We start from the raw sequence: 26,206 nt of genomic DNA, 5'->3' as shown, positions 1-26,206 counted from the left end.
ATGAGGGTCTATTGGTTTAATTATTACAAAATTTTTGAATATTTTAAATCTAGTTTGATACAATGTAATGTTTGATAGTTATTTGTTTGGCTACTTTCTACATCAGTTCTTTTTCAGCTTGAAGCCAACATTCTACTGATTTATGATTCGGACAACCCATTTGTTGCCAAATTTGATTGGCTTTCAAACGGATTTTATTGTCATCTGGACGGTTGCTGATAAAGTAATCGCAGGAATTGTTAGTAACTTGATAGGGAACACTTGCAAAAAAATTCTTTCTACCTGGGATTTTAGCTGTAAAGCGGTAACAATTCTGTCGTATAGGACAATTTTTTCCCGGACATAAAGTAATATCGTAGGGCATATATATTATGAAAGCTGTTGAAGCAAGGGCTGGCAATTCTAAAATGTAGTGTAATGCAGGCAGATGTTTATAGTACGCGATCAAGACGAACGAATAGTGGCTGGTAAAGTTAAAATCAGAATTGGACAAGAAATTATCTAATTTTATGGCTGCTGCAAAACGCAAATCTTCTGATAAATCCGCTGGTTGGCGAGAATTTGGTGACGATAATGCTGCTACTCAAAGAGCAACACCCGATTTACCTCCTGAAAAACAAGATTTACGGGTACAGGCTACTCGCGCTGGGCGTAAAGGTAAAACTGTGACGATAATTACGGGTTTTCAAAGTAAACCAGAAACTTTACAGGCTTTATTAAAACAGTTAAAGGGGCAATGCGGTTGCGGTGGTACGGTTAAGGAAAATGAAATTGAGATTCAAGGGGAACACAAGCAAAAGATTCTCGAAATTCTCAAGAAAGAGGGTTATAAAGCTAAAATCAGTGGTGGGTGATTTTACTTAATAGTTAACATAATCAGGTATTAAAAGCCAAATATAGAAGCTAGCTTCAAGGTTTAGTTTTACAGGTTTAAGTAATTTAAACGACTAACTCATAATTGTTAACTGCTACTGGTCATTGATTATAGAAATGCTATGGTTAGTATATAGATAAATTGTTAATTAATTTAATCTTAAGGAGGCAATAATGGATTTAGTACGCATACTTTGTGCTATTTTTCTTCCCCCTTTGGGAGTATTTCTACAGGTTGGTATTGGTCCAGATTTTTGGATTAATATCCTTTTAACCTTCTTGGGATATTTTCCTGGAATTATTCACGCAGTTTGGATAATTTTGAAGAAGTAATATAAAAGATACGGTAATTTACTTTCATTAACTAACAAAATAGAAGAGAAAGTACAGCTACTTTTTCTTCTATTTTTTAAATACTAAAAATATCCGATTCACATACTGGTATTGACAACATCATCCTTTTGGTATGTATTTTACGAGCAAACAATTGCTAGATAGCAGGATGTGTTATCGACGCTAATTATGCTTTGCTTTTGAGAAGGAATAGATATTTGGGGATATATAATGATTGTTGTTCATCATCTGAATAATTCGCGATCGCAACGTATATTATGGCTGTTGGAAGAATTGGGTATTGATTACGAGATAAAGTATTATCAGCGGGATGCAGAAACAATGTTGGCACCACCATCATTGTATGAAGTTCATCCTTTGGGAAAGTCACCAGTAATTACAGATGCAGATAAAACTGTTGCCGAATCAGGTGCAATTGTAGAATATATAGTTAGTCGGTACGGTAACGGTAAATTAGTTCCAGCAGGTGAGACACCAGAACACCTACGTTATACTTATTGGCTGCATTATGCTGAAGGTTCGGCAATGCCACCTTTGCTGATGAACTTAATTTTTACCCGTTTTGGAATCGGAGATAGCAGCGCGATGGATGGATTTATCGCACCTCAAATTAAGCTGCACTTTGACTATATAGAAAGCGAATTAAATAAGAGTAAATGGTTCGGGGGTGAGGAATTCACTGCCGCCGATATTCAAATGAGCTTTCCTTTAGAATTGCTTGGTAATCTTCCGAAACAGCTTGAAAGCCGACCGAAAATTGAGGAATTTCTAAATCGCATTCATTCACTTCCTGCTTACAAACGCGGAATTGAACGGGGTGGTGAATACGATTTTGCTTCTTAATAAGTGCTTAGACAAAATTAATTGTATATTGTCATTGCGAGGAACGAAGCAATCGCAAGGAATTTAAGCTTTCAGAATGTAAAATTAATGGTTCTTCAGCACTTGGTATGCTAATTAAATAGTCGTAAAAAGGCAGAAGGCAGAAGGCAGAGGGCAGAAGGGAAAAATAGTTGTAGAAGGTATTTTATATGAATAAATACTTTAAAGTTCTTACATAACAAGTGTTTCGGGCTTTTTAACTGAAGATTTAGCATACTATGTAATGAAGAGCCAAATTAATTTTGTACGACTACTTATTAGGTAAATTGTTCCAATATATCTAATATCCGATATCTTTTTATAAGAATACAAGCAGCGTAAAACCCAGCGGTTTTAACCCTGGGATATAAGCCTGTTCGAGTAAGAACCCTCTGCACTGCCCAAGCCTGTAAGTAAAAAGAATCCCAGTATTTTAGCGAAGCGTAATGCTGGGAGTGTCAACTTCCCAGAATCTTCCTTACTTGTTCCTCAAGATTTTCTGATGTGGTTTTAAATAAAGTGTACGTGACAGTTAAGTCGATTTTTTCGCCTAATTGCAAAGTTTTTAACGGACTAAGGAATTCTAACTCAACGTAAGCTTTTGGATCGTAATTGGTGTAAATTTCGGAATTACTATTATTGTCGGGATAATTTGCTTTATCTATTCTTGGTGAATCCATGCGAATTGCGGTTTTTTCGCCAACCCATAATAATGTACTGGCATCGCTGCCAATTTTATGGGCTTTTTCGCGATCGCGCTTTAAGGATAAAATACCGTTATCTATTTTCAAGTTAGCTGGTAAGTCATCAGATTGCTGGTTATAACCTTGAGGAAAAATCGAGTTTTGGGGTATTGCTGCGTAGACTGAAACTGGTTCGTTTAACTGTGTAATCGTCCAAACGGAAACTTGTTGTGAATCACCTTTGACTTTTTCAAAAGTGGTGGTGATTTTCATTATTGGTTGATTTGGTTCGAGTGTAATTTTGCGGTAGAATCTAATCCCGTAAAATGGGTCAATTTCTGAAATTAACGTTAATTCGTTATTTTCGAGTTCAGGCTTAACTGGTACCGAATCAAATGTAGTAGGTGGTGGCCAACTTATTTTCGTAATTTGTTCCCATTCAGATTGGGGTGCTGGCCAAGTTTTATCACCACCGAAGTTATCCCATTCTTCAGATTTGGAATTTGGTATCTTACCGTATATCTGGGAATCTTCCCAAAATGTATTTTCTCCACCTTGAAAGCGAAATTGCATTATTCTGCCAATTGCTGGAACTATAATTGCTTCTACTTGGGAGTTACTTAAAACATAAGAATCTTCCCAGCCTTGATAATTGGTTTTTGTAACTGTAATTTTTTCTGACATATTATATTAGCGTTTACTATTAAATAACAAATTCCTGCTAAGAATAATCCCAAACAAAATAATAGTACGTATTTAAGGTTAATGTAGCTAAGAATATTCATTTTTTTTGATTTTATTTAAATTGAAAGATATAATTGATTTGCAAATATTGCTATTATTAATTATTTATTACCGAAAGATATTTTATTGGTAAATAAAATCACTAAAAAATTGCAAAATGAGTATTTTTATTTAGAAAAACCCGATGTTATATCAATACAGATTGTCATAAAAAAAACAAACTCTGCGCTCCTTTGCGTAAACCTTTGCGCTCCTTTGCGTTGAAAAAAATTACTTATCGCTACTCCCAGGCTGTATTCCTGCAACATTCAAAGGAATTCGATAAACGCTATTGCCTGCTGTGATATAAAGTGTTTTATAGTCTTTATTACCCCAAGCTAAATTTGTAGCGTTTTCAGGAACGTTAATTTTGTCGAGAAATTTACCAGTTGGTGAAAAAATCCAGACACCTCCAGAACCCGTACAGTAGATATTGCCTTTAACATCTACTTTCATACCATCGGGAACACCTTTTTCCCCAGGTAATTCTGCAAATACTCTACCTTTACTTAAAGTCCCATCTGGTTTAACATCAAAAACCTGGATATGTAATTTTTCCGAATCACTTACATATAATTTTTTTTCATCGGGAGAGAAAGCAATTCCATTCGGACGTACCATTTCTTTATTTAACAGAGTTAAATTTCCGTTTGGTTGCCAACGATAAATACCATAAAATCCTAATTCTTCCTCAACATTTTTAATTCCGTAGGGAGGGTCGGTAAAATAAATACTATCATCTGACTTCACTGCAATATCGTTAGGACTATTAAGAAGTTTATTCTCATAGCGTTCTGCTAGAACGGTGACTTTACCATCTTTTTCGGTACGTGTAAGTTTGCGGTTATGTTGAGCGCTAATTAAACGTCCTTGATTATCATAAGCATTACCATTGGTATTTCCAGAAGGACGACGAAATACAGTTGGTTTATCTTTAGTATTCCACTTATATATAGCATCTGCTGGAATATCGCTAAAAAGTAAAAATCCTTCGGGATTCCAAACCGGACCTTCCGTAAACTTGAATCCATCGAATAACTTTTCTACCTTGGTATTATCATCGACAATATCTGATGTTTCAGATGTATTAGCGTGAGTATTTCCACAGCTTGACTGTAAACTTAACAAGCCTAGTAGTAAACTATATGTGGCTATTCGGAAAGTATTTTTTATCATTTTTATAATTCACCTTGCTGGCATTAACTTTTCTATTTCGTTTGATATAGTACCGAAACTTATATAAGACGGTGCGTTACGCTTCGCGGTAACACACTCTACACTAACAAAAATCTGCGGAGTAATCCTATATGCAGTTTTGAAATTGATTTCAAGCTCGGGAGAAAATATAACTTTATATTCTAATTGTTTTTAACAGGTACGAGTTTTCTTACTTTTCCATCGCTTTTTGATGTCACGTAAATTTCTCCTGCTTCATCTATCCCAAATCGTACATCAGAACGTTTGCTACCAATAATTTCTAGAAAACTAGCTTCTTTTTTACCATCAAAAAGTTTAAGTTCTTTTATCTGTGCTTGCTTACCATTTATAAGCTTGTCTACGGGTACGTGAAAAAAACGGGCATCGTTACCAAAATCTGCAAAAATATATTCACCGATTAATTCGGGAATCGCTTTACCTCTATATACATAACCACCCGTAATTGCAATTCCATAAAAACCTTCATAATCCTTGGGAATATCATGGTCATATTGAGCTACCGGATAAGTATAATTATATTTATCATCATTTTCAGGTAAATCAAAAAGAGTATTTTCGTTATCTTCTTTAATAACCCAAGTCCCTTCACGATTTCCCCATCCATAATTACCACCTTTGACAATCAAATCAACTTCTTCTATAAAAGCTTGTCCGGTATCAACAGACAGCATTTTACCATTACCACCCGTATCCCAACTAAAACGATGGGGATTACGCAGCCCATAAGCCCAAATTTCCCCTAATATTTTTGAATCTATACTATTAACAAAAGGATTATCTTTGGGAATACCATATTTACCATTGGCACTATCGTTACCATTCGGATTTATCCGCAGAATTTTACCCAAAGGTGTATTTAAACTTTGTGCGTTATCGAGGGGATCTGTTTCACTTACGGGGAAGCCATTACTACCTCCATCAGCTAAAGCAATATATAACATACCATAATCGGCATCCCCCGGTTTAGCATTGGGATTAAAGCCCAATTGTCCGATATTATGGTCTGGGAATGGTTGTTCAATTCGCAGAATTTCTCTAAATGTTCCGGTAAAAGTATTTGCCGCAGGGTTAGTAGCTTTCCACTCCCGAATTACTTCATGATGAGAACTTTCTACAGTATTATTTTTATTATCAAAAATTTTTTTGGTAACAGCAAAATCGGGAATACGGTTGTTTTTTTCTTCAGTATTTACAGTATAAAAAATGCTATTAATTTCAAATTCTGGATGAAACGCAAAATAGGAAAAGCCCTGTTGTGAATTTTCATAGCTAAAACCCGAACATACCAAATTTTTAAAATTCATGTATAAAGAAGCTTTACCCTGATTAATTACATAAAATTTACCTCGCATATCATTAACAAATAACCTTCCGCTACCGTCACCTGAATGAGTTAAAAAATTCAATCGCGCAACCGAACGTGTAGTTCCACTACCGGGAATTTGTACTATTTCTTGCAAACCTACAATTAATTTTGATTTCTCTATTTTTTTTGGTATTGGGTTAGTTATCTGAGCATGAGAAATACCAGAAAAAGCTAAATTTGATATCAAAATTAAGCAGCTACAAAAAATTACATATAGACTTATTCTTTTAGTTATTATTTGATTGATTTTCAATAATTGATTGATTAATATTTTTGTAACAGATACCATCTTCTAACTGTTCATCGCTAATATTTACCTTCTTCATAACGGTACGTTATGACCGAAGCCTAATATAACCTACTCGAATATAATTATGCCCAATTCCCGATTTTCGACAAAGGTAAAATATTAAACTGTTCCTATATATCCTTAATTTTGCCAGTTCATAAGCGATAAATAGGATGTATGGTGTATTTAACAAAAATACATGCGGAAAAAACATTAGCTGAGATTAAAACCGTGATGGGAGCAGGATTACAAATTAATTGGGTTGTGGCAATGTATGCTTGCTTGCAGTTTGTTGCTTGGGGATTTCTCTCGGTTTTGATTGCCGAAGTAGTTAGGGATAGCTATCATGCTGCTTGCCATCACGTGAAATGGCTGGCTAAATGGCACAACAAACACCATCAGGTGTACAAACGTGATTTATCGATCATTTCTTTGGAAGCTTATAAGGATTCTCAGCTTTATCACGATATTGTTGAATCTATTTTGCTGCTGGTTATAATTAGCGCGATCGCAATTATTTTTCGTCCGATGGGTTTATGGTTGGGTGTGCTTTACGCTGCGACTTTCCTTTATGGAGCGTCGTTACGGTATTTTTTGGGTAAAGTTGAAACCGACTATACCCATAAGCCTGGAGCTTTAGACGTAATTCCTTCGGTGTGGTGGGTGAATCGTACTTACCACTGGCGGCATCATTTTGATGACGTAAACGCTTATTATAGTGGTGTATTTCCTTTGGTAGATAAAATTTTGGGAACTGCACTTTCTGTAAAAGGTAAAACCGTTGCTATAACTGGAGCATCCGGTAGTTTGGGACAAGCTTTAACAACTGAACTTATTGCAAATAATGCCAAAGTTTTAGCTTTAACTACAAATCCCGAAAAAATTGTACAACAACCTAGAGTAAGTGCCGTAGCTTGGGAATCTGGGAAAGAATCAGAATTATTAGAGCATTTACGAAAAGTTGATATTTTAATTATTAACCACGGTGTAAATGTGTTAGGTAGCCGTACTCCAGAAGATATTGATAAATCTTTTGAAGTAAATGCATTTTCAGCAGTGAGATTAATGGACGTATTTTTCTCCACCGTTACCGGAGCAGATGCGAAAGCAACTAAAGAAATTTGGATTAATACATCGGAAGCCGAAGTATCCCCAGCTTTAAGTCCATTGTATGAATTGAGTAAAAGAACTTTGGGAAATATTATTACTTTAAAAAGGTTGAATTCCCCCTGTACGATTCGTAAGTTGATATTGGGGCCATTTAAGAGTAAATTGAATCCTTACGGGGTGATGTCAGCAGAACAAGTTGCGAAAGGAATTCTGTTTTTAGCGCGTCGGGATTTTCGCAATATTATCGTTACCATTAATCCTTTGACGTATATCTTTTTCCCGGTGAAGGAATTGAGTACCTGGTTGTATTTCCTGGTTTTTAGTAAAGCTTAGCCAATTAGGGATTGCATTCATTCTATGCAGGTTGGATTTTCGTTGTTGACAATCCCACTGGGGAATGCAATTCTTAGTTGAATTTACAAAATCAAATTACAAAACCAAATTATCAAATAGTTTCAATTAAAATATTTTTCATCAATGTTCGCGATGTGGGATAATAGAATAATGAAGATATTTTTTATAATGGGATGTTTATCAAATTTTTAGAGAAACGAATATGCCTATTATAAAAAATATTTTTCATAAAATAATAATATCAGAAAAGCGTCACCAATAATCGAAAATTTCGATTTTATTTTTGGAACAAGAATTGCTTTATAAATTTGATTTACATTAAACCGTCATGGTAACAAATTTATCGATAAGAATCAAAATGTGTGAAGACGTTGCAGCGCAATGATGAAAATATTTCCTACCGAAAAGTTTACAATTACAACTCATTTAAGATCCGATCGAGTTGAAGATAAATGATTAAATCATGTTGAACCAGCTAAGTTGGGTAGAATTAATTTTCCTTTGTCTGAGCTACCACACAAACCCGATGAAGGTTCGGTTCAGAATGATTGATTGCAGATGCTTAATATTTCGAGGAATAACAATAGAAATACATCACCTTAAGAAGTTTTTGTTAGAAATATTTAATTAGTTATTTTTGATTAATATCTTGCACTATGTCGTCAAGCTAATATTCTGGCCTTGAAATTAATTTCAAGGGTGATATACGTTAGCTTTCACGCGGAGGGTGCGGCTCAGCGTGGCGTTAGCCATAGTACGTTAAAAAGCACTAAAACCTATGCCCAGTCTGATTTATCAGACTTTATGTTTGAGCCTGGGAATTTATTCCAAGGCGTTTGTGAAAGCTAATTGAAAATGGTGCAAGATGTGAATTTTAACGTACTTTGTTTATTAGCCGCATCAATTGATTTCTCTGCGAGAAAGCCTCCGGTTTACAAGGGGAGAGATTGGACTTGGCAAGGTTGCTGTAAGATATTTTTATATTAAACTGCGGATTTCACGGATGCTTTGTTGTATTAATACTATCGAAACATCTATAATCTATAAAATTACTCCAGCTATTTCATGATTACAACATCCGATATTCAGCTAACCATTTCTCTTTCAGAACTAGGTTTAGATGATGAAGAATTACAAGCAGAAGTAGAAAATTTACTGCCACAGATTAGAGATGTAGACGGGGTAGAAGATGCTGCTCTAGTAGAGGTTGCTTCCGTACCCGAAAATTCTAAATCTCTGACTGGCTACGCTTTAGGAATGTTAAAAACAGTTTTGTTAGATAAAGCACATCTAAAAAATGTTTTTAGCTTTTTGCGCGATCGCTTTGGCAATAAACCCATTAAGTTAATACTCAAAGCTCCCGACGGTAGAGAATTGAATTTAGAAGCTAGCAGTAGAGAAGAGTTTGCATTCGCGATGCAGCAAGCCGAAGATTTTCTCAATAATACCAAAAGCGTCTAGGGTCGTAAAATGGCTAAGATAGCTTTACTGATTGGGGTAAGTGAATATCAACCGGGATTAAACCCTTTACCTGCTGCCGTTAAAGATGTGGAAGCGATGCGAGAAGTGCTGGTAAACACAGAAATGGGTGATTTCAATGATGCTGATGTGACGGTATTAAAAAATCCTCAACCGCAAGATATTAGAAATGCCATTTACGATTTATTTGCTCATCGTCGAAAAGATGACTTACTGTTATTTTACTTCTCCGGTCATGGAATTAAAGATGACAGGGGAAATCTGTATTTTTCAACCTGCGACACCAGAAAAGATAATGGCAAGTTAGTAACACCTTCGGCTGTTGCAGCTAGGACTTTACATGACAGTATCAATGATAGCCGTTCTCAAAGACAGGTAATTATCTTAGACTGCTGTTTTAGTGGTGCGATCGCGCAAGGAATGAGCGTCAAAGATGATGGTAGCGTCAATGTGCAAGAACAATTAGGGGGTAAAGGAAGAGCAATTCTCACTTCTTCTACTTCTACTCAATATTCCTTCGAGCAACAAGGTTCCGAACTTTCTACTTATACCCGCTATTTGGTGGAAGGAATTGATACGGGTGTTGCGGATAAAGATGCGGATGGTTGGATAAGCATTGATGAGTTGCACGATTATGCAAAGTGCAAAGTGCAAGAAACATCTCCAGCCATGACTCCCGAATTCTATCCGGTGAAGGAAGGGCATAAAATTTTATTAGCAAAGTCACCGAAAGATGACCCCAAGCTAGTATATCGTCAGGAAGTAGAAAGTCGTGCCCAAGAAAGTCAAGGTGCTTTTTCTATTTTTGCCTTGAGAATTTTGGAAGGGAAGCGCCAAGAATTAAATATATCTCCAGAAGAGGCAAATGCAATTAAAGAAGAGGTTTTACAGCCGTATCGAGAATACGAACGTAAACGTTATGAGTATGAGCAAACATTAATTGAAGCAGCTAAAAAACATTATCCATTTAGTCAAGTAATAGAAAAAGAGATAAAAGAATATCAGCAATATTTGGGACTTAAAGATGAAGATATTGCTGTTATTGAAAAGCGAGTTTTTGCTCCAAAGCAAGCTGAATATGAACAGCAACAGGAAGAGGAAAGATTAAAGCGAGAGCAGGAAAGAGCCGAATATCAAGAACAACTTCGACAACAACAGGAACAAGAAGCTCAGCAAAGACTACAACGAGAACAAGAAGAAGCCCAGAGAAGTTCGCAAGAATATAAATATAAGGTACGCCGTTATAAAGAGGAATTTGTCCAAGCAGTTGAAGCTAAATACCCACTCAATGAATCTGTTCGCAATCAACTCAAAGATTTCCAGCAGTTTTTAGGACTTAGTGATGAAGATATAGCTCAGATTGAAAAACCAATTCTAGATGAGAAAGAAGTAGAATACCGAGAAAAATTACAGATAAGACAAAGACAACAAGATCAAAATGAATCTCCGAGGACAAAAAGACAACAATATCAAGAACATCTCCGAGAAAGACCGAAACTGCGACAGCAGAAACAATATAATAAACAAGAAAAACAACAACAAATAGTCGGTTTTATAGTGGGAGCTTTATTGACATATATACTAACCTGGTCATTGGTGCTTTTTGGCATAATAGATGATCAAACTTCTATCGAAGTCATGTCATCATATGTAATTGGTGGTGGATGTTTAGGTGGGTTGGTTGTATGTCAGATCCAGCGATAACGAAACCCAACAAAGCCAGGATAATGTTGGGTTTCGTTCCTCAACCCAACCTACGCAATTTTTAGGATTTGAAATATTTAATATAATCAAACGTTATTACGAGCTTAATTCTTAATACAACCCAAAATACGGGGAGACGTTGCAGTGCAACGTCTCTACACAAACCACGTTAATTTCTTCCACAATCTGGGAACTCTAAAATAGAAACAATCCAAAATCCAAAATCTAAAATCCAAAATTGGTATGTCCGAACAACCACGCACCCGTCAGAAACTCTACGAACAAGTACGCAATTTAGGAAGAGAGGAATTTATCCTCGAAGAAATGATTCGCTATGGTTTTTGGTCGCCGCAAGGTACCATACCGGAAGATCCAGATGGGGAAAATCGTCGGGAGTTGCAAGAGTTACGCAAAGAAAGCAGCTAAACACCAAGCAAATAATTAGCAGTTATTTTTAATTCTGGAAATAATTTTGATTCAATTACATCATTGCCTCGATAAACTTTTTTGATGTATTCTGACTCATCATCTAACAAACAAACAGTTACGCTAGGCTGCTTTGGATTGCCAGTAAACTCTTTTCCACCTAACCCTAGATAGTCAAGTATCCAATATTCCGGTATCCCAATACCTGAATATTCCCCATATTTTTTATAATAATCGTCTCGCCAATTTGTACTAACAACTTCTATTACTAAAGGTATAGATTTTGCCAAAGTAACTGTTGAATAATCATCCCAGTAGGGTTCATTGCTTAAATTATCTAGATTTAGCAGTAGTACATCTGGCAGATAAGCGGCTTCGCTAAATGCTGATTTTACGAGAGCTTTGGATGGGATGCCGTAAGGTAACTCAAGTCTTTTAAACTCCAGTGTGAGGTTGCCATTAACTAGCGAAACAACAATTTCATGCTTTCCTTTCGGCTGAGCCATTTCTACTAACACCCCATCATGTAATTCCCACAGCCCCTCTGAAGGCTTTTGTTTGATAAACTCTTCAAATGTTAAATGTTCAGCTATTGACTGAATCATTTTGGTTTGAGTCATTAGATTTTAGATTTTAGATTTCCTCTTCTTATTATGACTTAAAGCTTTTCCCTCGAATACATGAAAATCAAAAAGGATGAGCTATAAACCCATCCTAAATAGTATAAAAATGATTTGTATTACACTCAAATGAAAACAGCTATAATGTTGGGTTGTGCCGTTCAGCTTTGCTGCGGCTCAGGCACACCTAGCGGTGAACGTTCCTCAACCCAACCTACTAACTACTAATTAGCGAACAGTATTCAAATTGATTGATAACTACTCACAGTTAACTGTTAACTGTTAAAAAATCTGCCAGCTTGGTTCATTTGTTGGTAAATATTCACCTTCAGCGATAGTACCATCCATCATCCAAATGGCAGTTTCTCCAGTTATACTGTTGCTCCAGAAAACATCAGTTTTACCGTTGCCGGTGTAATCTCCGAAGCTAGGTTCCCAAGTTACATCGTTGGAAGGTAAGAAAGCTTTAGTATAAACATTTCCCCCATTCATTAACCAAGCTGTGTTTTCACCAGTTTGGGTATTATGCCAGAAAATATCTGTTTTACCGTCAGCGTTGAAATCGCCAGTATTGGCTTGCCAAGCAGAACTTAATTGATCTAATGTTTCTTCATTGAAGATCAAATCGTTAAACAGAGTACCACTCATAACCCAAACTTCATTCTCTCCGCTAGCTTGATTGCTCCAGAGAATATCAGCACGAGAATCTCCGTTGAAATCGCCAAAAGTAGGATTCCAACTAGTGTCTAATTCTTGTACGGCATAACCATTTGCATTGGTACCATCCATAAACCAAGCAGCGTTTTCACCCGTTACGCTATTGCGCCAAAATACATCGGTTTTACCATCATTATTGAAATCAGTAATATTGTAATCCCAGATTAAATCGGTGGTAGGTAGATAAGCAGCATTGGTGACATCTTTGCCATCCATTATCCAAGCCGCATTTTCACCCGTTTGGGTATTGCGCCAAAGAATATCGCTTTTGCCATCGCCATTAAATTCGGCAATATTAAATTGCCAGTTTGAATCAATTTTTTGAATTGTTTCTTGGGAACTGATATTAGTACCATCCATTTGCCAAACGACATTTTCTCCGGTAGCTTGATTCCGCCAGAAAATATCCGTTCTGTTATCAGCATTGAAATCAGCAAAAGCGAAATCCCAAGATGCATCAACATCCCTAATAATTTCTGCATTTGGATTAACGCCATCCATTAACCAAATAGCAGTTTCACCAGTTTCGGTATTACGCCAAAATTTATCTATTTTACCATCACCGTTGAAATCTACTTCAACTGCTGCACCGCTAAATACTGCATTAGGATTGGGGTTTCTGTTACCAGTTACAAGTCCATCATCATTTAACAGCGATTCCGAAGCACCAGTTAAAATTAAATCGCTATCGAAAGAGATATTCTCGTCAAAAGTATTGTTTGAAATGGAAGTGTATGCTGTATCTAAAGCGTTTTCAGATACACCATATAGATTTTCAGTTGAAAACATCGAGTTTATTTATCGCTAATATTTATCAGTTTTAACTGATTTTTTCAACTTTTTTTGTTAAGGGCTAACATATAATTTATTATTAAGTGTTGTTGATGATGGACATTTTTAGTATGATGATTTAGGTAATGAGTAATTGGTAATTGGTAATTGGTAATTGGTAATAGTTGAGAAAAAAAGATTGATAAATAATATTTTCAGGAGTTATTTATGATGAAAAACCCGGCTTATTGATAAAACCGGGTTAATAAATACTAATAATTTGCTGAGATATTAGATAGCAGCTTCTTCAAAGATATAGGAAAAAGATAAACAAAGTTCTAAGAGGATGTTTGAAAAGTATAGATATAGAACTCATTATTGCTTCGATCTCCCCTTCCCCCCTTAAAAAAGCTGCGGTGTACACAGAAGTCTTCTAAGTTGGTTTTATAGCGTTTTGATCCCCCCTTCCCCCCTTAAAAAGGGGGGTTAAAGTCCCCCTTAAAAAAGGGGGATTTAGGGGGATCTCGAAAGTCTAGGGTTTTATTTATGACTTTCCCGCGCATCCTCTAAACTAATAATACTTTGAATCCTTTATTACCTATTACCCATTACCAATTAACTATAAACCCATTCAGTAGGTAGTGTAGGTAACTCTTCTTGAGCGACATCAGCGCCAGTTACTCTAAGAAGAATATTTTCACCAGTTTGAGTATTGCGCCCGAAAACGTCTGTATCGCCATCGCCGTCGTAGTCGCCGACAGTTACATCCCATTCAGCACCAACTTGTGGGATGTCAACAGGGGTAGCAGTAGCGCCATTCATAATCCAAGCGGTGTTTTCTCCGGTTGACTGATTGCGCCAGAGGATGTCCATTTTGCCATCAGCATTGAAATCGCCGATATTGGATTCATAACCAGAACCCAAAGTTGGTAAATCTGCTGCGGTAACATTTGAACCGCTCATTAACCAAACCTTAGTTTCGCCGGTAGCAGTATTTTCCCAAAGGATATCGGTGGTAAAGTTACCATCGAAATCACCTTCTTCAAGCTTCCAGCCAGCACCAAATGTTTCTAGTTGAGTAGCTTCTGCATTTAATCCATTCATAAACCAAATGGCATTTTCACCAGTCTGCTCGTTATGCCAGAATACATCGGTACTGAAGTTAGGATTAAATTCACCAACGGTAGGTGTCCACGATGAATCTAACTGAGGTAGAAAATCAGCCCCAGAAACGCTGACACCATCCATCAACCAACCGGCATTTTCACCAGTAGTATTATTGCGCCATAATAAATCGGTTTTACTATCGCCATTGAAATCTGCAATGCTGTAATCCCATTCAGCACCCAAAGTATCTAAAGCACCTTCAGCAGCAATAGTACTACCATCCATCAACCAGAGAAGGTTTTCCCCGGTACTTCCATTGCGCCACATCAAATCGGTTTTACCATCACCATTGAAATCACCAATGGTTTCATTCCATTCCGTGCCCATAGTATTGATAACAGCACCAGTAGGATTAGCACCATCCATCAACCAAATAGCATTTTCACCCGTAGCAGTATTACGCCAGAATTTATCGTGGACACCATCTCCATTAAAATCAGCAAAAACAGCCGGACTGCTAATATAAGGACTAGGGTTAGGATTCTGCTGAGCATCAAAATCAGAAGTCAGTACTTCATTATTTAATGACTGCGAAGAACCACTTAAATTTAAGGTATTTAAATCGGTTTTTGGAGCAAAACTATTATCTTGAATTGACGCAGATTGTAATGCACTATGACTCTTTAAGGGATTTGTAGATTCCAACATTGTTTTTATTAATTACCAGCTTTCTTCTAACTTTTATCTCTATTTTTATAAAGATTCTGTTAATTTGGAACATCTGGCAATTTTTTAAAATGTTGAACAAAGATACTTTTTGTATGTAATCACGCTCTAATTACTTTTTCAAAAATTACAACTGCTATTAGTTATATTTAGGTATTTGGTTTGTAGTAAACAAATTGTTAGGGAGTAGGGAATAGGGAAGTTAGGAGTTAGGAATTAGGAGTTATCAATTAGCAATTACCCATTTCCTATTTCCTCTTCCATTTAGAAAAAGGTAATTCAACCAGGTAGTAAGTAACAGTTGCTAATACAGTTGATAAAAACAAGGTTGCTGTTAATCTGATATAAAACGCTTCTATAGGAATTTCTGCGTTAAAAACGTCATAAGTTCTGGTAATAATTGGCATATGCCAAATATAAATACCGTAGGATAAGTTACCAGCTATTTCTAGTATTCTGACAGGATTTTTTAAAATTGTGCTGAATGATAACTTTTCATGTTTGATAAATTCGTGATAAACGTCTTTTTCAAAAGCAAATATAAAAAATGAGGTAATTATTGCCGTTAAAGGTTGTAATATTAATATTGTCGTCAATGTTCTCCAGCCACCGCTACGATTTGGTAAATTCCATAACTCTTGATAATATAAATGATGTGCGGAGAATAAATATAAGAAAATTATTAGTGTTACAGCAAATATTTTAGTAAATAATGATTTTGTTTGATTCAAATTTGGTTTACGATTTTGAATTAATCCATTAATTAAAAATCCACATAAAAATAAATCTAAATTTACGATTAAGGGAGTGTACCAATATTTAAAGGCATATCCCATTTCTTGAGTTATTTGAGTTTGAAAACTTATCCAAATTAATCCTCTAATAATAAAAGTTGTGATAATTATCAACAAACCAGCAATAAAGACTTTTTTCTGATTATGTAAACGATTCTGAATCAAACTATAAACAAAAGGAATGATTAAATAAAACTGTACCTCCGTTGATAAAGACCAAAATACGTCATTGAATTTAACAGCCTCAAAACTAATATAGGGATGATAAGTAAACGTACATATTCTTAATAGATAACCCCAATTAGAAAATTTAAGTATTTCTGGATAAACGAAAATAGATAAAATTAGTACGGCAAAATAATATAGCGGGGAAATTCTCAAAAATCTATTTCGCCAAAATTTGATAACTCCGGCAATATCAGTAGTGTAGCGCTTCGTATAAAAAACCTTACCCATCAAATAACCCGATAAAACGAAAAAAATCCAAACTGCGATCGCGCCGTGACTAAACATCATCCAACTCAAATCAACATTGCCGTAAATTATTGATTTCCTGGGTGGAGCGCAATGAATTGTAACTACCATTAAACAGGCAAAACCGCGTAGAGCTAATAGTGCATCTAAGCGATTGTTTTTATTAGTATTTGATTGCATTTATATGATTTGAGTTGAATTCAATTAAAAATGATAAATGCAAATTGCTATTAACCCTGTTTTATAGACTTTAATTCAGATGAAATACTAAATATTTAAGTTTATTTTTTTGTGAAGAGGTTGCCAGATTGGCATTTTAGCGCTTGGATTTAGTACTTTGTTGAAGAAAACTGGGAATAGAAACAATAAATAACGAAAAAATAGTCCACACAATTAGATCCCCCCAACCCCCCTTATTTAAGGGGGGCTTTTTGTAAGTTAATTAGGCGTATTGCTACGTCTCCATGCAATTTCGGCGAAAACGAAAAAAATCCGACACAAAGCATCCGCTGTTAAAATCTAAAATAGTATTACCTTGGAGAAATAGAAACAACACATAACTAGTTAACTATGCAAACAGAGTATCGGCAGCGACGGGATGCATTAATGTCAAAGATTGGTAACGGTACGGCAATTTTTCGCAGTGCCCCTATGGCTGTGATGCATAATGATGTAGAATATGCTTACCGTCAAGATAGCGACTTTTTCTATCTAACTGGTTTAAATGAAGGGGAAGCTGTAGCGGTTTTAGCTCCCCACCACGAAGAACACAAGTTTATCTTGTTTGTCCAACCAAAGGATATTACTAAAGAAGTTTGGAGCGGTTATGTAACTGGGGTTGATGCAGCCAAAGAAAAGTACGGTGCTGACGAAGCTTATCCCATCAACGAATTAGATGAAAAATTACCCCAATATCTACTAAACGCAGACAAAATTTATTATCGTTTGGGCAGAGATAAACCTTTTAACGATACTGTTCTCACCCATTACCAAAGATTATTACGGACTTATCCCAAACGCGGTACTGGCCCCACAGCAATTCAAGATACCTGTACAATTTTACATGGTATGCGCTTAGTTAAAAGCGAATCTGAGTTAACGTTAATGCGGAAAGCTGCCGATATTGCCGTAGAAGCCCACAATGTAGCTCAAGAAATGGCGAAACCGGGAGTTTACGAATACGAAATCCAAGCAGAGATGGAGCGTATTTTTAGAAAAAATGGTGCTTTGGGGCCAGCATATCCTTCTATTGTCGCATCTGGTGCCAACTCCTGCATACTTCACTACATCGAAAACAACCGTCAAATGCAGGATGGAGATTTACTTTTAATTGATGCTGGTTGCTCCTACGATTATTACAACTCAGATATTACCCGCACCTTTCCCGTGGGAGGAAAATTTACCGCAGAGCAAAAGATTTTATACGAATTAGTTTTATCAGCCCAAAAACAGGCGATCGCACAAGTAAAGCCGGGAAATGCTTACTCTTCAATTCACGATACCGCATTACGGGTACTTGTAGAAGGAATGGTTGAATTAGGTATTCTCAAAGGTGAAGTTGATAAATTAATTGAAGAAGAGAAATACAAACCTTATTATATGCACCGCACCGGACATTGGTTGGGCTTAGATGTTCATGATGTCGGAGTTTATCAACATGGTAAAGATAACCCGTTAATTCTGCAACCGGGACAAGTTTTAACTGTGGAACCGGGAATTTATATTGTACCCGGAGCTAAACCCGCAGAAGAACAGCCGCAAGTTGATGAAAAATGGATGGGAATCGGAATTCGGATTGAAGATGATGTATTAGTGACAGAAGAGGGATGTGAAGTGTTAACGAAGGGAGTCAATAAGGAAGTTCAGCATATGGAAAGATAAGTGGGATAGTTGACAGTGGACAATTACCCATTCTTCAACAACCATCAACGTTCTCAACCGTGGTGGAAAAGCTGTTCGCAGCCCTTTGGATGGATAAACTGTAATACCCCACAGATTCAATCCACCTTGCTTCAAAACAAATACGCCAATTACAACGTCAAGTTTTTGATTAAACGTAATATTAAACACTTACCAACCGTTTCAGTACTTGTGCAACTGTATACAATTGATTACCTCCGGCGGTACTGAGAGTAAATTTATCTGAAAGCGCATAGTAGAGTGAATCGCGATCTGCCGTAGGCGACAGCACTTCGCGATCGCGAACTTTAAATCAAGCTGAAATTGTTTAGAAATATTTTTCCAGGCGAGCCAAATGACAAATTATGGTAAGCGATTCTCGTTCCGAGAGGCTGAGTCGCAAGTGACACCCTACGCGAACGCCATCGGACAAATCATTGCTGGTGTAGGCTAGCGACGACTTAGCCTAGATCCAGTTGGTTCAGAACCATCCAGCCTTTGCGGTGTCAAGCGATCGCGTTAATTTTGGAAGTATAGCAATTTGGTCAGATTATTTTTATCGGGAATATTAACGACCAAGCTCACCCGCCGCCGAAAGCCAGAGTGAAGAACGAGCGCAGGCTGTAGGCGGGGTCGGGGGTCGGGGGTCGGGTGCAGCGCCTTGTTATCTCGCTGTTGACGACTTACAACTGCTTGAATGCGCTGGGTTGTTGACTCGTGTAAAAAGCGATAATTGACTCGACACATTCTTCCGGTGTTGAGGCAAAAGTATCTATTTCTATATCATAAACCTTGCCCGCATGAATGACTTCGTATTGCTCGCGCGCCCAACCTTCGCCTCTGTCTGCTCTTTCTTTTTCACGACGTTTAAGTTCGGGCAGTGGGCAATGCACGCCAACAAACATCACATAATTGTCTCGTAACAACTCTGCACATTCTTTTAGCCAAGCGTCGTGAAAAAGAACATGGTCAACAATTACATTGTTATTTGTCTTGACTAAAGCCAAAATGGAATGATGAAAACCAGTTAACATCCTTCCGCAAACTTCAACATCGTCTTTGTATTTGACGGGAACCATATTGAAAAAGTCGTCCATTTGCACATGAAGAAACGCTACGTCCAAACGCTGCTGCAAAAGTTTGGCTGTGGTGGATTTGCCTGAACTGCTTGTTCCGTTGAGAAAAATGACTTTACCTTGTTTCATAATGCCCCACTATCAGCGTAGTAAAGATATCTCCGCTTGAGCAGTTCGAGTTTGGCTTTTTCCGCATCGCTCAAGGTGGGCAATGGCTCTTTCCACTCGGTAAAAAAGTTAGCATCTGAACTAGGCGAAACATCCAGCTTCGCATGGGCTTCTATCAGATTGGTAATTGCTTTGGTAATGCCAATGGTTGCCATCTGAGTCATCAGGTGTGGAGAGTATTTTTCATGCTAGTATATCACTCGCTTCAACCCAGATGCGATTGCCCACCGGGAAACTCAGAAATAATGCGATACAGGAGAGTCCCCGCGATCGCACCTTAATATTCTTAGGGGTGACAACCAAAATAAAACAATATTATATTTATTCTCTCTGGACACTCACCCCACAACTTTTTAACTATGCGGGAGAATGAAGTTGACTCATCACCCAAGTAGCGATCGCAAATTATACTCAATCTCCTAAATTTGTTGAAAAATTTTCCCATATCATCAGTTGGGTTACGCTTTGCTACAGTAAATTTATAGTCAAACGAAAAAACGATTATGTCTTCCCTTCCGGTACACGAAGCCCAAAATAATTTACAACAGTTAATTGACCAAGCAGCAGAGGAGAGTAAACCGATTATTATTGAAGGCGATCGCGGTAATGCGATACTGCTGGCAGAAAAAGACTGGTCTGCAATTCACGAAACCCATGATTTATACCCACGTTCTTAACCGTGGTGGAAAAGCTGTTCGCGGTCCTTTGGATGGCTAAACTATGATATGGTCAGATTTGACCTACTACCCTGTAGGGCGGTACTCCCGGAGGGAGTGGCTATCGCCAACGCCTCCAAAACACTAGTGCTGAAGGTAATTACAGTTTTTCATCAAACAAAATAATTACACGCTGACCAACCGCTTCAATATTTATGCAACTACATACAGTTGATTCCCCTTAGCCGTACTGAGAGTAAATTTATCCGACAAAGCATAGTGAGCGGAATCGCGATCGCATTTAATAAACAAAAGGTTGCAGTATCACGATTTGTAGCCATCAAAAATTTAGATGCTATAAATGGTTGACATAAAAACCGTCCAGACGGTACAGTTAATCTATAAGCACTTCCATACTTTTGGCAATCTAGCTCTTGATTGTCCAGGGCTGTGCTGTACCTGTGTTCCCTGCTACTTTCTTGGTCTTTTCTATGGCTACTACCAAAAAGTCAAAATCTCGATCAGGTACTCGTGAAGCACTTCTGCGAGCTGCCAGTCAAGTTGTCATTGACAAAGGTGTTGAGGCGTTAACGCTAGACGCTGTTGCGAAACAAGCTGGAGTTAGCAAGGGAGGGTTACTCTATCATTTCCCTAACAAGGATGCGTTGATGGGAGGTATGGTTGAGCAACTGATTCAGGATTTTGAAACGGTTCTGGAAACTGAGTTTGACCAGGATGATGCACCAGGAACACCAGGACAGTGGGTGCGGGCATACATTCGGGCAACGCTACGGTTTAGCAAACAATCGCTGGCATTAATTGCCCGCCTTTCCTCAATTGCGACTGATTCGCCCAATCTATTTGAAGCTGCCAAAGTCTACGAACAGCAGTCACGACAGCGGATTGAAACCAGTGGGATTGACCCCACAAAGGCAACGATTATTCTGTTGGCGACCGATGGTTTGTGGCTCTCAGAAATCTTCCAGGTTGGCACTCTAGACGAACCTCGTCTCACTCAAGTTGTGGAAACGTTGCTTGCGATGACACGAACCGACCAATGAGGTAGCTAATTTTTTCAATCTGTTGATTCAACGCTGATGATTCCAGTCCACTCAGTCAATTTGTCCTGCAAGTTTTTCACGATTTACCACCTTAAATCACCTACTCATCATGCTGATAGTTCAGTACATGACCAAAGCACTCACAACCTGGTCAGTTGGGTTTTTTCCCTATTTTGAGGTTTACGCCGCAGTTGCAGCGGGGATGGCAATGAAACTGGATGCGGTTTCATCTGTGGTTTGGGGAGTATTTGGCAACTTTACGCCCATCCCTCTGCTGCTATGGGGCTATAGCCGCCTGATGCGTATACCTCGATTACGCCTCTGGTTTTTGCAGATGGAAAAACGGGGTGGACAAAGAGTAAAACGTGCCTTTGATCGCTATGGAACCTGGTTTCTGATTCTTATGACCCCAATTCTTGGCAGTTGGACGATCGCCGTTGTTGCCCCGATATTCGGTATTCATCCCAGAGGAATACTCCTATTTTCATTGATTGGCATCACTCTCTATGGCGTGCTTACGGCTGTGGTAATCGCCTCTGGCGTGAGCTGGTTCACGCACCATTAAGCTCCAACTCCAAGATTCAGTTTCTAACTTGTTTGTCACCCATCTGTCAGATCGCAAGAATCTGGCTCGGTTCAATCTGCAAATTTTTGTTCATATACAAGGAGATTCATCATGCAAACAAATCAGCAATCGGGTGTAATGCCAAACTCTGAACTTTTTAGCAATCCGTTTCCTTACTACGCCAAGATGCGCGGAGAATCGCCCGTATTCTATGACACAGAGCAGCAAAGCTGGATGGTGTTTCGCTATGAGGATGTGAAACGAGTATTTTCAGACTGGCAGACGTTTTCCTCGAAAATTCCCCATCCACCAGAGCAAACGAACTTGACCCAAAGTCTAAACTACACTGACCCACCTAAGCATCAATCGCTGCGATCGCTCGTTGCAAAAGTATTCACTGCTCGTCGGGTAGAAGAATTAGCACCGCGCATGACTCAACTTACCCATGAATTGATCGATAAAGTTCATGGTCAAGAGCGGATGGACTTCATGCATGACTTGGCAATTCCACTGCCAATCATTGCGATCGCTGAAATTTTGGGTGTTCCCATTGAAGATCGGCAGGACTTCAAACGCTGGTCAGATGGCGTTGTACTGTATGATCCGAGCGCACCGAAAGCAATGGCTGATTACTTCCGACATCTGCTAGGTCAACGGCGACAAAATCCTGGCAAAGACTTGATTAGTGATTTAATTGCCGCTCACGAAGCTGGTGAAACCCTGACGGCTCAAGAATTGGTCGATTTCTGTATGCTGCTGCTAATAGCTGGCAATGAAACCACAACCAACCTGCTGGGGAATGCCATTCTTTGCATTAACGAATATCCAGAAGCCTTTGAGCGGCTGAAGCAGGAACCTCAATTGCTACCATTGGCGATCGAGGAAGTATTGCGCTATCGCTCATCAGTCCAGGGGATGGAACGGTTTACCAAAGTCGAAACTCAACTGGCGGGACAGACAATTCCAGCAGGACAAATGGTAATCGTTTGGATGGGGTCAGCCAATCGGGATGAGACTCAGTTTGATCGCCCAGATGAATTTGTGGTCGATCGCGATCCCAATCCACATCTGTCCTTTGGTAATGGCATTCACTTTTGTTTGGGTGCGCCCTTGGCTCGTCTACAAGGCAAAATCGTGCTGAGTGCTGTGCTAAAACGCCTGCCCAATCTACGCATTGACCCAAACGTCACGCTGGAATTTATTCCCTCAACGGGGGTGCATGGCCTTAAGTCCTTGCCTGTTCTGCTTTAACCATCAGAGGCTAAGCTATCTGATATACCGTTATCCTTGCCACAGATAGATGCGATCGCTCGGCAACCAATAAATGGGAGCGTGAACTTCTTAATGTTGCAAACGCGGTTAAGCCAGTAATCTGACAAAACACTTTGAGCGATTTTCAAAGGTTTGACCAATGGTAATCGCTCATCGGATTACGAGTGCGAGCCGCAAAAATTCAAAAAAGGTGGGTTGTCACACATTTCGCCACAGTTTCGCAACCCATTTATTACAAAATGGCTACGACATCCGCACCGTTCAGGAATTACTCGGACACAAAGACGTAAAAACCACCATGATTTATACCCACGCTCTTAACCGTCGTGGTAAAGCTGTTTCTAGTCCTTTGGATGGGTAAACTATGATATAGCCAGATTTGACCTACTAGCCTGTAGGGCGGTCGCCTCCAAAACACTAGTGCTGACAGTAATTACAGTTTTTCATCAAACAAAATAATTACACACTGACCAACTGCTTTAAAATTTGTGCAACTGTATACAATTGATTCCCCTTAGCCGTACTGAGAGTAAATTTATCCGACAAAGCATAGTGAGCGGAATCATGAACGCCGCCACGATCGCATTTAATAAACAAATAATCCTCTCCCGTCGTAATCAACGCAAACACGGGAGATGTATTTGCACCAATCATGTAGGCAAGGGTTTGGGGAATTGCTTGCCGAACACTAAAACCGTAACGCTTACTTTCAATCACAATCAACCACAGACTGTCACGGATTACCAAGGCATCAATTAACCCGTCGAGTTGGGTATCCCCATCTTCAATTTCAAAACGGATATATTTTTCACTTCGGACTTGGTACGGTTGATCGAAAAAGCCGAGGGTTTCTAGCAAGGGCGAGAGTAGAATTAAGTTAATAGTACCTTCCGTAATTGCACCACTATCAGCGTAGTAAAGATATCTCCGCTTGAGGAGTTCGAGTTTGGCTTTTTCCGCATCGCTCAAGGTGGGCAATGGCTCTTTCCACTCGGTAAAAAAATTAGCATCTGAACTAGGCGAAACATCCAGCTTCGCATGGGCTTGTGTCAGATTGGTAATTGCTTTGGTAATGCCAGATGAACGCACCGAAGTGGGTCAGCCCTCCTGCTTCGCTGATCCAGAGTGTAAGATTGGGTTCGTGCATGGCGCGAGAAGGGCTTTCCTCCACGACGAACCCATCAGGAGTGATAATAGTCATGTTGGCACCTCTAGGAATTTTGGGTTGATAGCTTTTCCATTTTGTATGGAACACGAATCGACGCAAGACTACTTATCTATGGTCATCCCCCTAGACCCAGAAGAGCCAAGACGATTGAGAATCTCACAACTTATCAAGCAAAAAATAACGGGGATATTCTTTTATTTTTGGGAATGCTTAGGAGTGTTCGCAAAGCGTGTCCGTTAGGACATGGAGTTAAGAGTTAAAAATTACCAAATTTCTGCCAAATCCAACACAAACCCTGGTAAAACATCTTCTCCGGAAAGTGTTTGTGGTGATTCTAAAATTTCAACTTTTTTATTCAAACGATAAATTTCTATTTGCTTCTGCTTGCGATTAATTAACCATCCTAAAGAAGCGCCATTTTCCATATATTCCCTCATTTTGGCTCTGGTTTTCTCCAAAGTGTCGCTAGGAGACATTAATTCAACTATAAAATCGGGACATAGGGGAGCAAATCTTTCTTGCTCTTCTTCTGTCAAAACATCCCATCTTTCCATTTTCACCCAAGACGCATCCGGCGATCGCTCTGCACCGTTAGGAAGTTTGAAACCACCAGAAGAGTCGAAAGATTTTCCTAATTTATATTTCTGATTCCAATTCCTTAACTGACAAGTTAAATCGGCATTTCTGTCGCTGGTAATACTTCCCGTTGGTGGCATAATAATTAATTCCCCCGAAGCTGTGCGCTCAAACCTTACATCTGGATTATTCTGACAAAGTTGAAAAAATTGCTCGTCAGTTAAGTTGATGTTATGAAGGTCTAATTCAAAAGTAGTATTCATATTATTTAAATTACCAGTGCGTGGTTCTTTTATTTTAAGGAATTGGGAAGGGGAAAGTTAGGAGTTAGTAGTTAGGAGTAAGGAATTAATAAAAATCATCATCTCCCCATCTCCCCATCTCCCCCCTCTCCCCCTCTTACTAAACTCCGCGCAATTTCCGAGTATTCTCAACTAAACTCTGGGCAAATTTATCCAGACGTTGGGACAATTTTTCGTCTAAAAGTTTACCTTCTTTGTCAAATTCTTTCCAAGCTTGCCCAATGGCAATTTGTTCGGGAATTACCCAAGCGTGTACCCAGCGCATGACAATACGCATTTGATTGAGTGAGTTACTATTCGATTGCCCGCCTAAAATACTGATATTTCCCACTACTTTATCGGACAATTCTTCAAAGCTCATTAAATCTAAAGCGTTTTTCAACACTCCGCTCATTCCACCGTGGTATTCTGGTGTTGCTAATATTAACCCGTCGGCTTGCTTTACCGTTGACTGCAATCGCTTCACGTCTGGATATTCTGGATACTCGTCTCCCCCATCACAAAATGGTAAGTTCATTTGCCTTAAATCCAGAATTTCTACCTCGGCACCCAAAGCCTCTACTCTTTGCACTGCTATAGCCAATGCTTGATGAGTATTAGATTCGGCTCTCAAACTTCCGGCAATTCCAACTATCTTCACCATGTTTTCTCTCTAACTCCCAATTTACTTAAATACTTTATCCAGCTTTTAGCTTTTAGCTTTTAGCGGAAGAGCGGGTTAAATACCCCATCGCCGCAATTGGGGTTTAAATCC

General features: G+C 38.5%; 27 protein-coding genes. 14 read left to right on the top strand and 13 right to left on the bottom strand.

Going from position 1 to position 26,206, the window contains the following annotated elements; translation table 11 throughout:
* Nucleotides 1–97: 97 nt before the first annotated feature.
* Complete coding sequence (locus ACM03V_RS03245; protein ID WP_414619315.1) at nt 98–493, bottom strand: DUF2934 domain-containing protein; 396 nt, start codon at nt 491–493, stop codon at nt 98–100.
* 16 nt (nt 494–509) lie between these two features.
* On the opposite strand from ACM03V_RS03245, the gene ACM03V_RS03240 reads away from it, so the two are divergent.
* The 3 genes from ACM03V_RS03240 (at nt 510) to ACM03V_RS03230 (ending at nt 2,070) form a co-directional block, all read left to right on the top strand.
* Complete coding sequence (locus ACM03V_RS03240; protein WP_414619314.1) at nt 510–854, top strand: translation initiation factor; 345 nt, start codon at nt 510–512, stop codon at nt 852–854.
* Between the two features lie 193 nt (nt 855–1,047).
* Nucleotides 1,048–1,206, top strand: coding sequence for a YqaE/Pmp3 family membrane protein (locus tag ACM03V_RS03235; RefSeq protein ID WP_414619313.1), 159 nt, complete (start codon nt 1,048–1,050; stop codon nt 1,204–1,206).
* A gap of 231 nt (nt 1,207–1,437) precedes the next feature.
* Nucleotides 1,438–2,070 (top strand): glutathione S-transferase family protein, encoded by a 633-nt coding sequence (locus tag ACM03V_RS03230; protein ID WP_414619312.1) that lies wholly within the window; start codon nt 1,438–1,440, stop codon nt 2,068–2,070.
* A gap of 476 nt (nt 2,071–2,546) precedes the next feature.
* Here the strand turns inward: ACM03V_RS03230 and ACM03V_RS03225 are convergent, their stop codons facing one another.
* The 3 genes from ACM03V_RS03225 to ACM03V_RS03215 all read right to left on the bottom strand — a co-directional run bounded on the left by ACM03V_RS03225 (nt 2,547) and on the right by ACM03V_RS03215 (nt 6,325).
* The gene (locus tag ACM03V_RS03225; protein WP_414619311.1) at nt 2,547–3,455 is read right to left on the bottom strand and encodes a DUF4380 domain-containing protein; all 909 of its coding nucleotides are present in this window, start codon (nt 3,453–3,455) and stop codon (nt 2,547–2,549) included.
* 330 nt (nt 3,456–3,785) lie between these two features.
* Nucleotides 3,786–4,730 carry an SMP-30/gluconolactonase/LRE family protein gene (locus tag ACM03V_RS03220; RefSeq protein ID WP_414619310.1) on the bottom strand — a complete coding sequence of 315 codons (945 nt, stop codon included), beginning with the start codon at nt 4,728–4,730 and terminating at the stop codon, nt 3,786–3,788.
* Nucleotides 4,731–4,912: 182 nt separating this feature from the next.
* Entirely contained in the window at nt 4,913–6,325 is a 1,413-nt protein-coding gene (locus ACM03V_RS03215; protein ID WP_414619309.1) for a PQQ-dependent sugar dehydrogenase, read from the bottom strand.
* A gap of 336 nt (nt 6,326–6,661) precedes the next feature.
* On the opposite strand from ACM03V_RS03215, the gene ACM03V_RS03210 reads away from it, so the two are divergent.
* From ACM03V_RS03210 to ACM03V_RS03195, 4 genes are all read left to right on the top strand, one after another.
* Complete coding sequence (locus ACM03V_RS03210) at nt 6,662–7,870, top strand: bifunctional sterol desaturase/short chain dehydrogenase (protein ID WP_414619416.1); 1,209 nt, start codon at nt 6,662–6,664, stop codon at nt 7,868–7,870.
* Between the two features lie 1,086 nt (nt 7,871–8,956).
* A complete protein-coding gene (locus tag ACM03V_RS03205; RefSeq protein ID WP_414619308.1) occupies nt 8,957–9,352 on the top strand; it encodes a sugar ABC transporter permease in 396 nt (131 codons plus the stop codon).
* A 9-nt stretch (nt 9,353–9,361) separates the two neighbouring features.
* Nucleotides 9,362–11,074, top strand: a complete 1,713-nt coding sequence (locus ACM03V_RS03200; protein ID WP_414619307.1) for a caspase family protein — start codon at nt 9,362–9,364, stop codon at nt 11,072–11,074.
* Nucleotides 11,075–11,317: 243 nt separating this feature from the next.
* On the top strand, nt 11,318–11,500 hold the full coding sequence (locus tag ACM03V_RS03195) for a hypothetical protein (protein WP_414619306.1): 183 nt from the start codon (nt 11,318–11,320) through the stop codon (nt 11,498–11,500).
* Here ACM03V_RS03195 and ACM03V_RS03190 read toward each other — a convergent pair.
* The 4 genes from ACM03V_RS03190 to ACM03V_RS03175 form a co-directional block, all read right to left on the bottom strand.
* On the bottom strand, nt 11,497–12,120 hold the full coding sequence (locus tag ACM03V_RS03190; protein ID WP_414619305.1) for a Uma2 family endonuclease: 624 nt from the start codon (nt 12,118–12,120) through the stop codon (nt 11,497–11,499). The two genes, ACM03V_RS03195 and ACM03V_RS03190, sit on opposite strands and share 4 nt — an antisense overlap.
* Before the next feature lie 282 nt (nt 12,121–12,402).
* Nucleotides 12,403–13,626, bottom strand: a complete 1,224-nt coding sequence (locus ACM03V_RS03185; RefSeq protein ID WP_414619304.1) for an FG-GAP repeat domain-containing protein — start codon at nt 13,624–13,626, stop codon at nt 12,403–12,405.
* Between the two features lie 597 nt (nt 13,627–14,223).
* The gene (locus tag ACM03V_RS03180) at nt 14,224–15,423 is read right to left on the bottom strand and encodes an FG-GAP repeat domain-containing protein (RefSeq protein ID WP_414619303.1); all 1,200 of its coding nucleotides are present in this window, start codon (nt 15,421–15,423) and stop codon (nt 14,224–14,226) included.
* Nucleotides 15,424–15,689: 266 nt separating this feature from the next.
* A complete protein-coding gene (locus tag ACM03V_RS03175) occupies nt 15,690–16,889 on the bottom strand; it encodes an acyltransferase family protein (RefSeq protein ID WP_414619302.1) in 1,200 nt (399 codons plus the stop codon).
* A gap of 390 nt (nt 16,890–17,279) precedes the next feature.
* On the opposite strand from ACM03V_RS03175, the gene ACM03V_RS03170 reads away from it, so the two are divergent.
* A complete protein-coding gene (locus ACM03V_RS03170) occupies nt 17,280–18,590 on the top strand; it encodes an aminopeptidase P N-terminal domain-containing protein (RefSeq protein WP_414619301.1) in 1,311 nt (436 codons plus the stop codon).
* 701 nt (nt 18,591–19,291) lie between these two features.
* Here ACM03V_RS03170 and ACM03V_RS03165 read toward each other — a convergent pair.
* Together ACM03V_RS03165 and ACM03V_RS03160 are read right to left on the bottom strand one after the other, a co-directional pair.
* Entirely contained in the window at nt 19,292–19,813 is a 522-nt protein-coding gene (locus ACM03V_RS03165) for a chloramphenicol phosphotransferase CPT family protein (protein WP_414619300.1), read from the bottom strand.
* The gene (locus ACM03V_RS03160; protein ID WP_414619299.1) at nt 19,810–20,007 is read right to left on the bottom strand and encodes a hypothetical protein; all 198 of its coding nucleotides are present in this window, start codon (nt 20,005–20,007) and stop codon (nt 19,810–19,812) included. The genes ACM03V_RS03165 and ACM03V_RS03160 overlap by 4 nt, the downstream gene beginning before the upstream one ends.
* Nucleotides 20,008–20,355: 348 nt before the next feature.
* Between ACM03V_RS03160 and ACM03V_RS03155 the strand changes: the two genes are divergently transcribed.
* From ACM03V_RS03155 to ACM03V_RS03135, 5 genes are all read left to right on the top strand, one after another.
* Nucleotides 20,356–20,529 (top strand): type II toxin-antitoxin system Phd/YefM family antitoxin, encoded by a 174-nt coding sequence (locus ACM03V_RS03155; protein WP_414619298.1) that lies wholly within the window; start codon nt 20,356–20,358, stop codon nt 20,527–20,529.
* A 470-nt stretch (nt 20,530–20,999) separates the two neighbouring features.
* Entirely contained in the window at nt 21,000–21,569 is a 570-nt protein-coding gene (locus ACM03V_RS03150; RefSeq protein ID WP_414619297.1) for a TetR/AcrR family transcriptional regulator, read from the top strand.
* 127 nt (nt 21,570–21,696) lie between these two features.
* On the top strand, nt 21,697–22,134 hold the full coding sequence (locus ACM03V_RS03145) for a small multi-drug export protein (RefSeq protein WP_414619296.1): 438 nt from the start codon (nt 21,697–21,699) through the stop codon (nt 22,132–22,134).
* Between the two features lie 111 nt (nt 22,135–22,245).
* Nucleotides 22,246–23,385 (top strand): cytochrome P450, encoded by a 1,140-nt coding sequence (locus tag ACM03V_RS03140; RefSeq protein WP_414619295.1) that lies wholly within the window; start codon nt 22,246–22,248, stop codon nt 23,383–23,385.
* 166 nt (nt 23,386–23,551) lie between these two features.
* The gene (locus tag ACM03V_RS03135) at nt 23,552–23,767 is read left to right on the top strand and encodes a tyrosine-type recombinase/integrase (protein ID WP_414619415.1); all 216 of its coding nucleotides are present in this window, start codon (nt 23,552–23,554) and stop codon (nt 23,765–23,767) included.
* A 98-nt stretch (nt 23,768–23,865) separates the two neighbouring features.
* On the opposite strand, the gene ACM03V_RS03130 is transcribed toward ACM03V_RS03135, so the two are convergent.
* On the bottom strand, nt 23,866–24,495 hold the full coding sequence (locus ACM03V_RS03130; protein WP_414619294.1) for a type I restriction endonuclease subunit R: 630 nt from the start codon (nt 24,493–24,495) through the stop codon (nt 23,866–23,868).
* Between ACM03V_RS03130 and ACM03V_RS03125 the strand changes: the two genes are divergently transcribed.
* Nucleotides 24,486–24,635 (top strand): hypothetical protein, encoded by a 150-nt coding sequence (locus tag ACM03V_RS03125; protein WP_414619293.1) that lies wholly within the window; start codon nt 24,486–24,488, stop codon nt 24,633–24,635. The two genes, ACM03V_RS03130 and ACM03V_RS03125, sit on opposite strands and share 10 nt — an antisense overlap.
* A gap of 202 nt (nt 24,636–24,837) precedes the next feature.
* Here ACM03V_RS03125 and ACM03V_RS03120 read toward each other — a convergent pair whose 3' ends face one another.
* On the bottom strand, nt 24,838–25,413 hold the full coding sequence (locus ACM03V_RS03120) for a Uma2 family endonuclease (protein WP_414619292.1): 576 nt from the start codon (nt 25,411–25,413) through the stop codon (nt 24,838–24,840).
* 139 nt (nt 25,414–25,552) lie between these two features.
* Nucleotides 25,553–26,095, bottom strand: coding sequence for an NADPH-dependent FMN reductase (locus tag ACM03V_RS03115; protein WP_414619291.1), 543 nt, complete (start codon nt 26,093–26,095; stop codon nt 25,553–25,555).
* Nucleotides 26,096–26,206 lie beyond the last annotated feature (111 nt).

It is taken from the genome of Calothrix sp. CCY 0018 (assembly GCF_963920925.1).
Lineage (GTDB): Bacteria > Cyanobacteriota > Cyanobacteriia > Cyanobacteriales > Nostocaceae > Rivularia.
The sequence above is the reverse complement of the archived record's forward strand: the minus strand, read 5'-3'. Positions and strand labels throughout refer to the sequence as shown.

Coding starts and splice junctions, on each gene's coding strand:
- ACM03V_RS03210 (WP_414619416.1), top strand. CDS start 6,662: ATGGGAGCAGGATTACAAATTAATTGGGTTGTGGCAATGTATGCTTGC.
- ACM03V_RS03120 (WP_414619292.1), bottom strand. CDS start 25,413: ATGAATACTACTTTTGAATTAGACCTTCATAACATCAACTTAACTGAC.
- ACM03V_RS03185 (WP_414619304.1), bottom strand. CDS start 13,626: ATGTTTTCAACTGAAAATCTATATGGTGTATCTGAAAACGCTTTAGAT.
- ACM03V_RS03230 (WP_414619312.1), top strand. CDS start 1,438: ATGATTGTTGTTCATCATCTGAATAATTCGCGATCGCAACGTATATTA.
- ACM03V_RS03160 (WP_414619299.1), bottom strand. CDS start 20,007: ATGGCAACCATTGGCATTACCAAAGCAATTACCAATCTGATAGAAGCC.
- ACM03V_RS03200 (WP_414619307.1), top strand. CDS start 9,362: ATGGCTAAGATAGCTTTACTGATTGGGGTAAGTGAATATCAACCGGGA.
- ACM03V_RS03145 (WP_414619296.1), top strand. CDS start 21,697: ATGACCAAAGCACTCACAACCTGGTCAGTTGGGTTTTTTCCCTATTTT.
- ACM03V_RS03165 (WP_414619300.1), bottom strand. CDS start 19,813: ATGAAACAAGGTAAAGTCATTTTTCTCAACGGAACAAGCAGTTCAGGC.
- ACM03V_RS03150 (WP_414619297.1), top strand. CDS start 21,000: ATGGCTACTACCAAAAAGTCAAAATCTCGATCAGGTACTCGTGAAGCA.
- ACM03V_RS03190 (WP_414619305.1), bottom strand. CDS start 12,120: ATGACTCAAACCAAAATGATTCAGTCAATAGCTGAACATTTAACATTT.
- ACM03V_RS03220 (WP_414619310.1), bottom strand. CDS start 4,730: ATGATAAAAAATACTTTCCGAATAGCCACATATAGTTTACTACTAGGC.
- ACM03V_RS03140 (WP_414619295.1), top strand. CDS start 22,246: ATGCAAACAAATCAGCAATCGGGTGTAATGCCAAACTCTGAACTTTTT.
- ACM03V_RS03170 (WP_414619301.1), top strand. CDS start 17,280: ATGCAAACAGAGTATCGGCAGCGACGGGATGCATTAATGTCAAAGATT.
- ACM03V_RS03195 (WP_414619306.1), top strand. CDS start 11,318: ATGTCCGAACAACCACGCACCCGTCAGAAACTCTACGAACAAGTACGC.
- ACM03V_RS03180 (WP_414619303.1), bottom strand. CDS start 15,423: ATGTTGGAATCTACAAATCCCTTAAAGAGTCATAGTGCATTACAATCT.
- ACM03V_RS03205 (WP_414619308.1), top strand. CDS start 8,957: ATGATTACAACATCCGATATTCAGCTAACCATTTCTCTTTCAGAACTA.
- ACM03V_RS03155 (WP_414619298.1), top strand. CDS start 20,356: ATGTCTTCCCTTCCGGTACACGAAGCCCAAAATAATTTACAACAGTTA.
- ACM03V_RS03115 (WP_414619291.1), bottom strand. CDS start 26,095: ATGGTGAAGATAGTTGGAATTGCCGGAAGTTTGAGAGCCGAATCTAAT.
- ACM03V_RS03235 (WP_414619313.1), top strand. CDS start 1,048: ATGGATTTAGTACGCATACTTTGTGCTATTTTTCTTCCCCCTTTGGGA.
- ACM03V_RS03240 (WP_414619314.1), top strand. CDS start 510: ATGGCTGCTGCAAAACGCAAATCTTCTGATAAATCCGCTGGTTGGCGA.
- ACM03V_RS03125 (WP_414619293.1), top strand. CDS start 24,486: ATGAACGCACCGAAGTGGGTCAGCCCTCCTGCTTCGCTGATCCAGAGT.
- ACM03V_RS03225 (WP_414619311.1), bottom strand. CDS start 3,455: ATGTCAGAAAAAATTACAGTTACAAAAACCAATTATCAAGGCTGGGAA.
- ACM03V_RS03175 (WP_414619302.1), bottom strand. CDS start 16,889: ATGCAATCAAATACTAATAAAAACAATCGCTTAGATGCACTATTAGCT.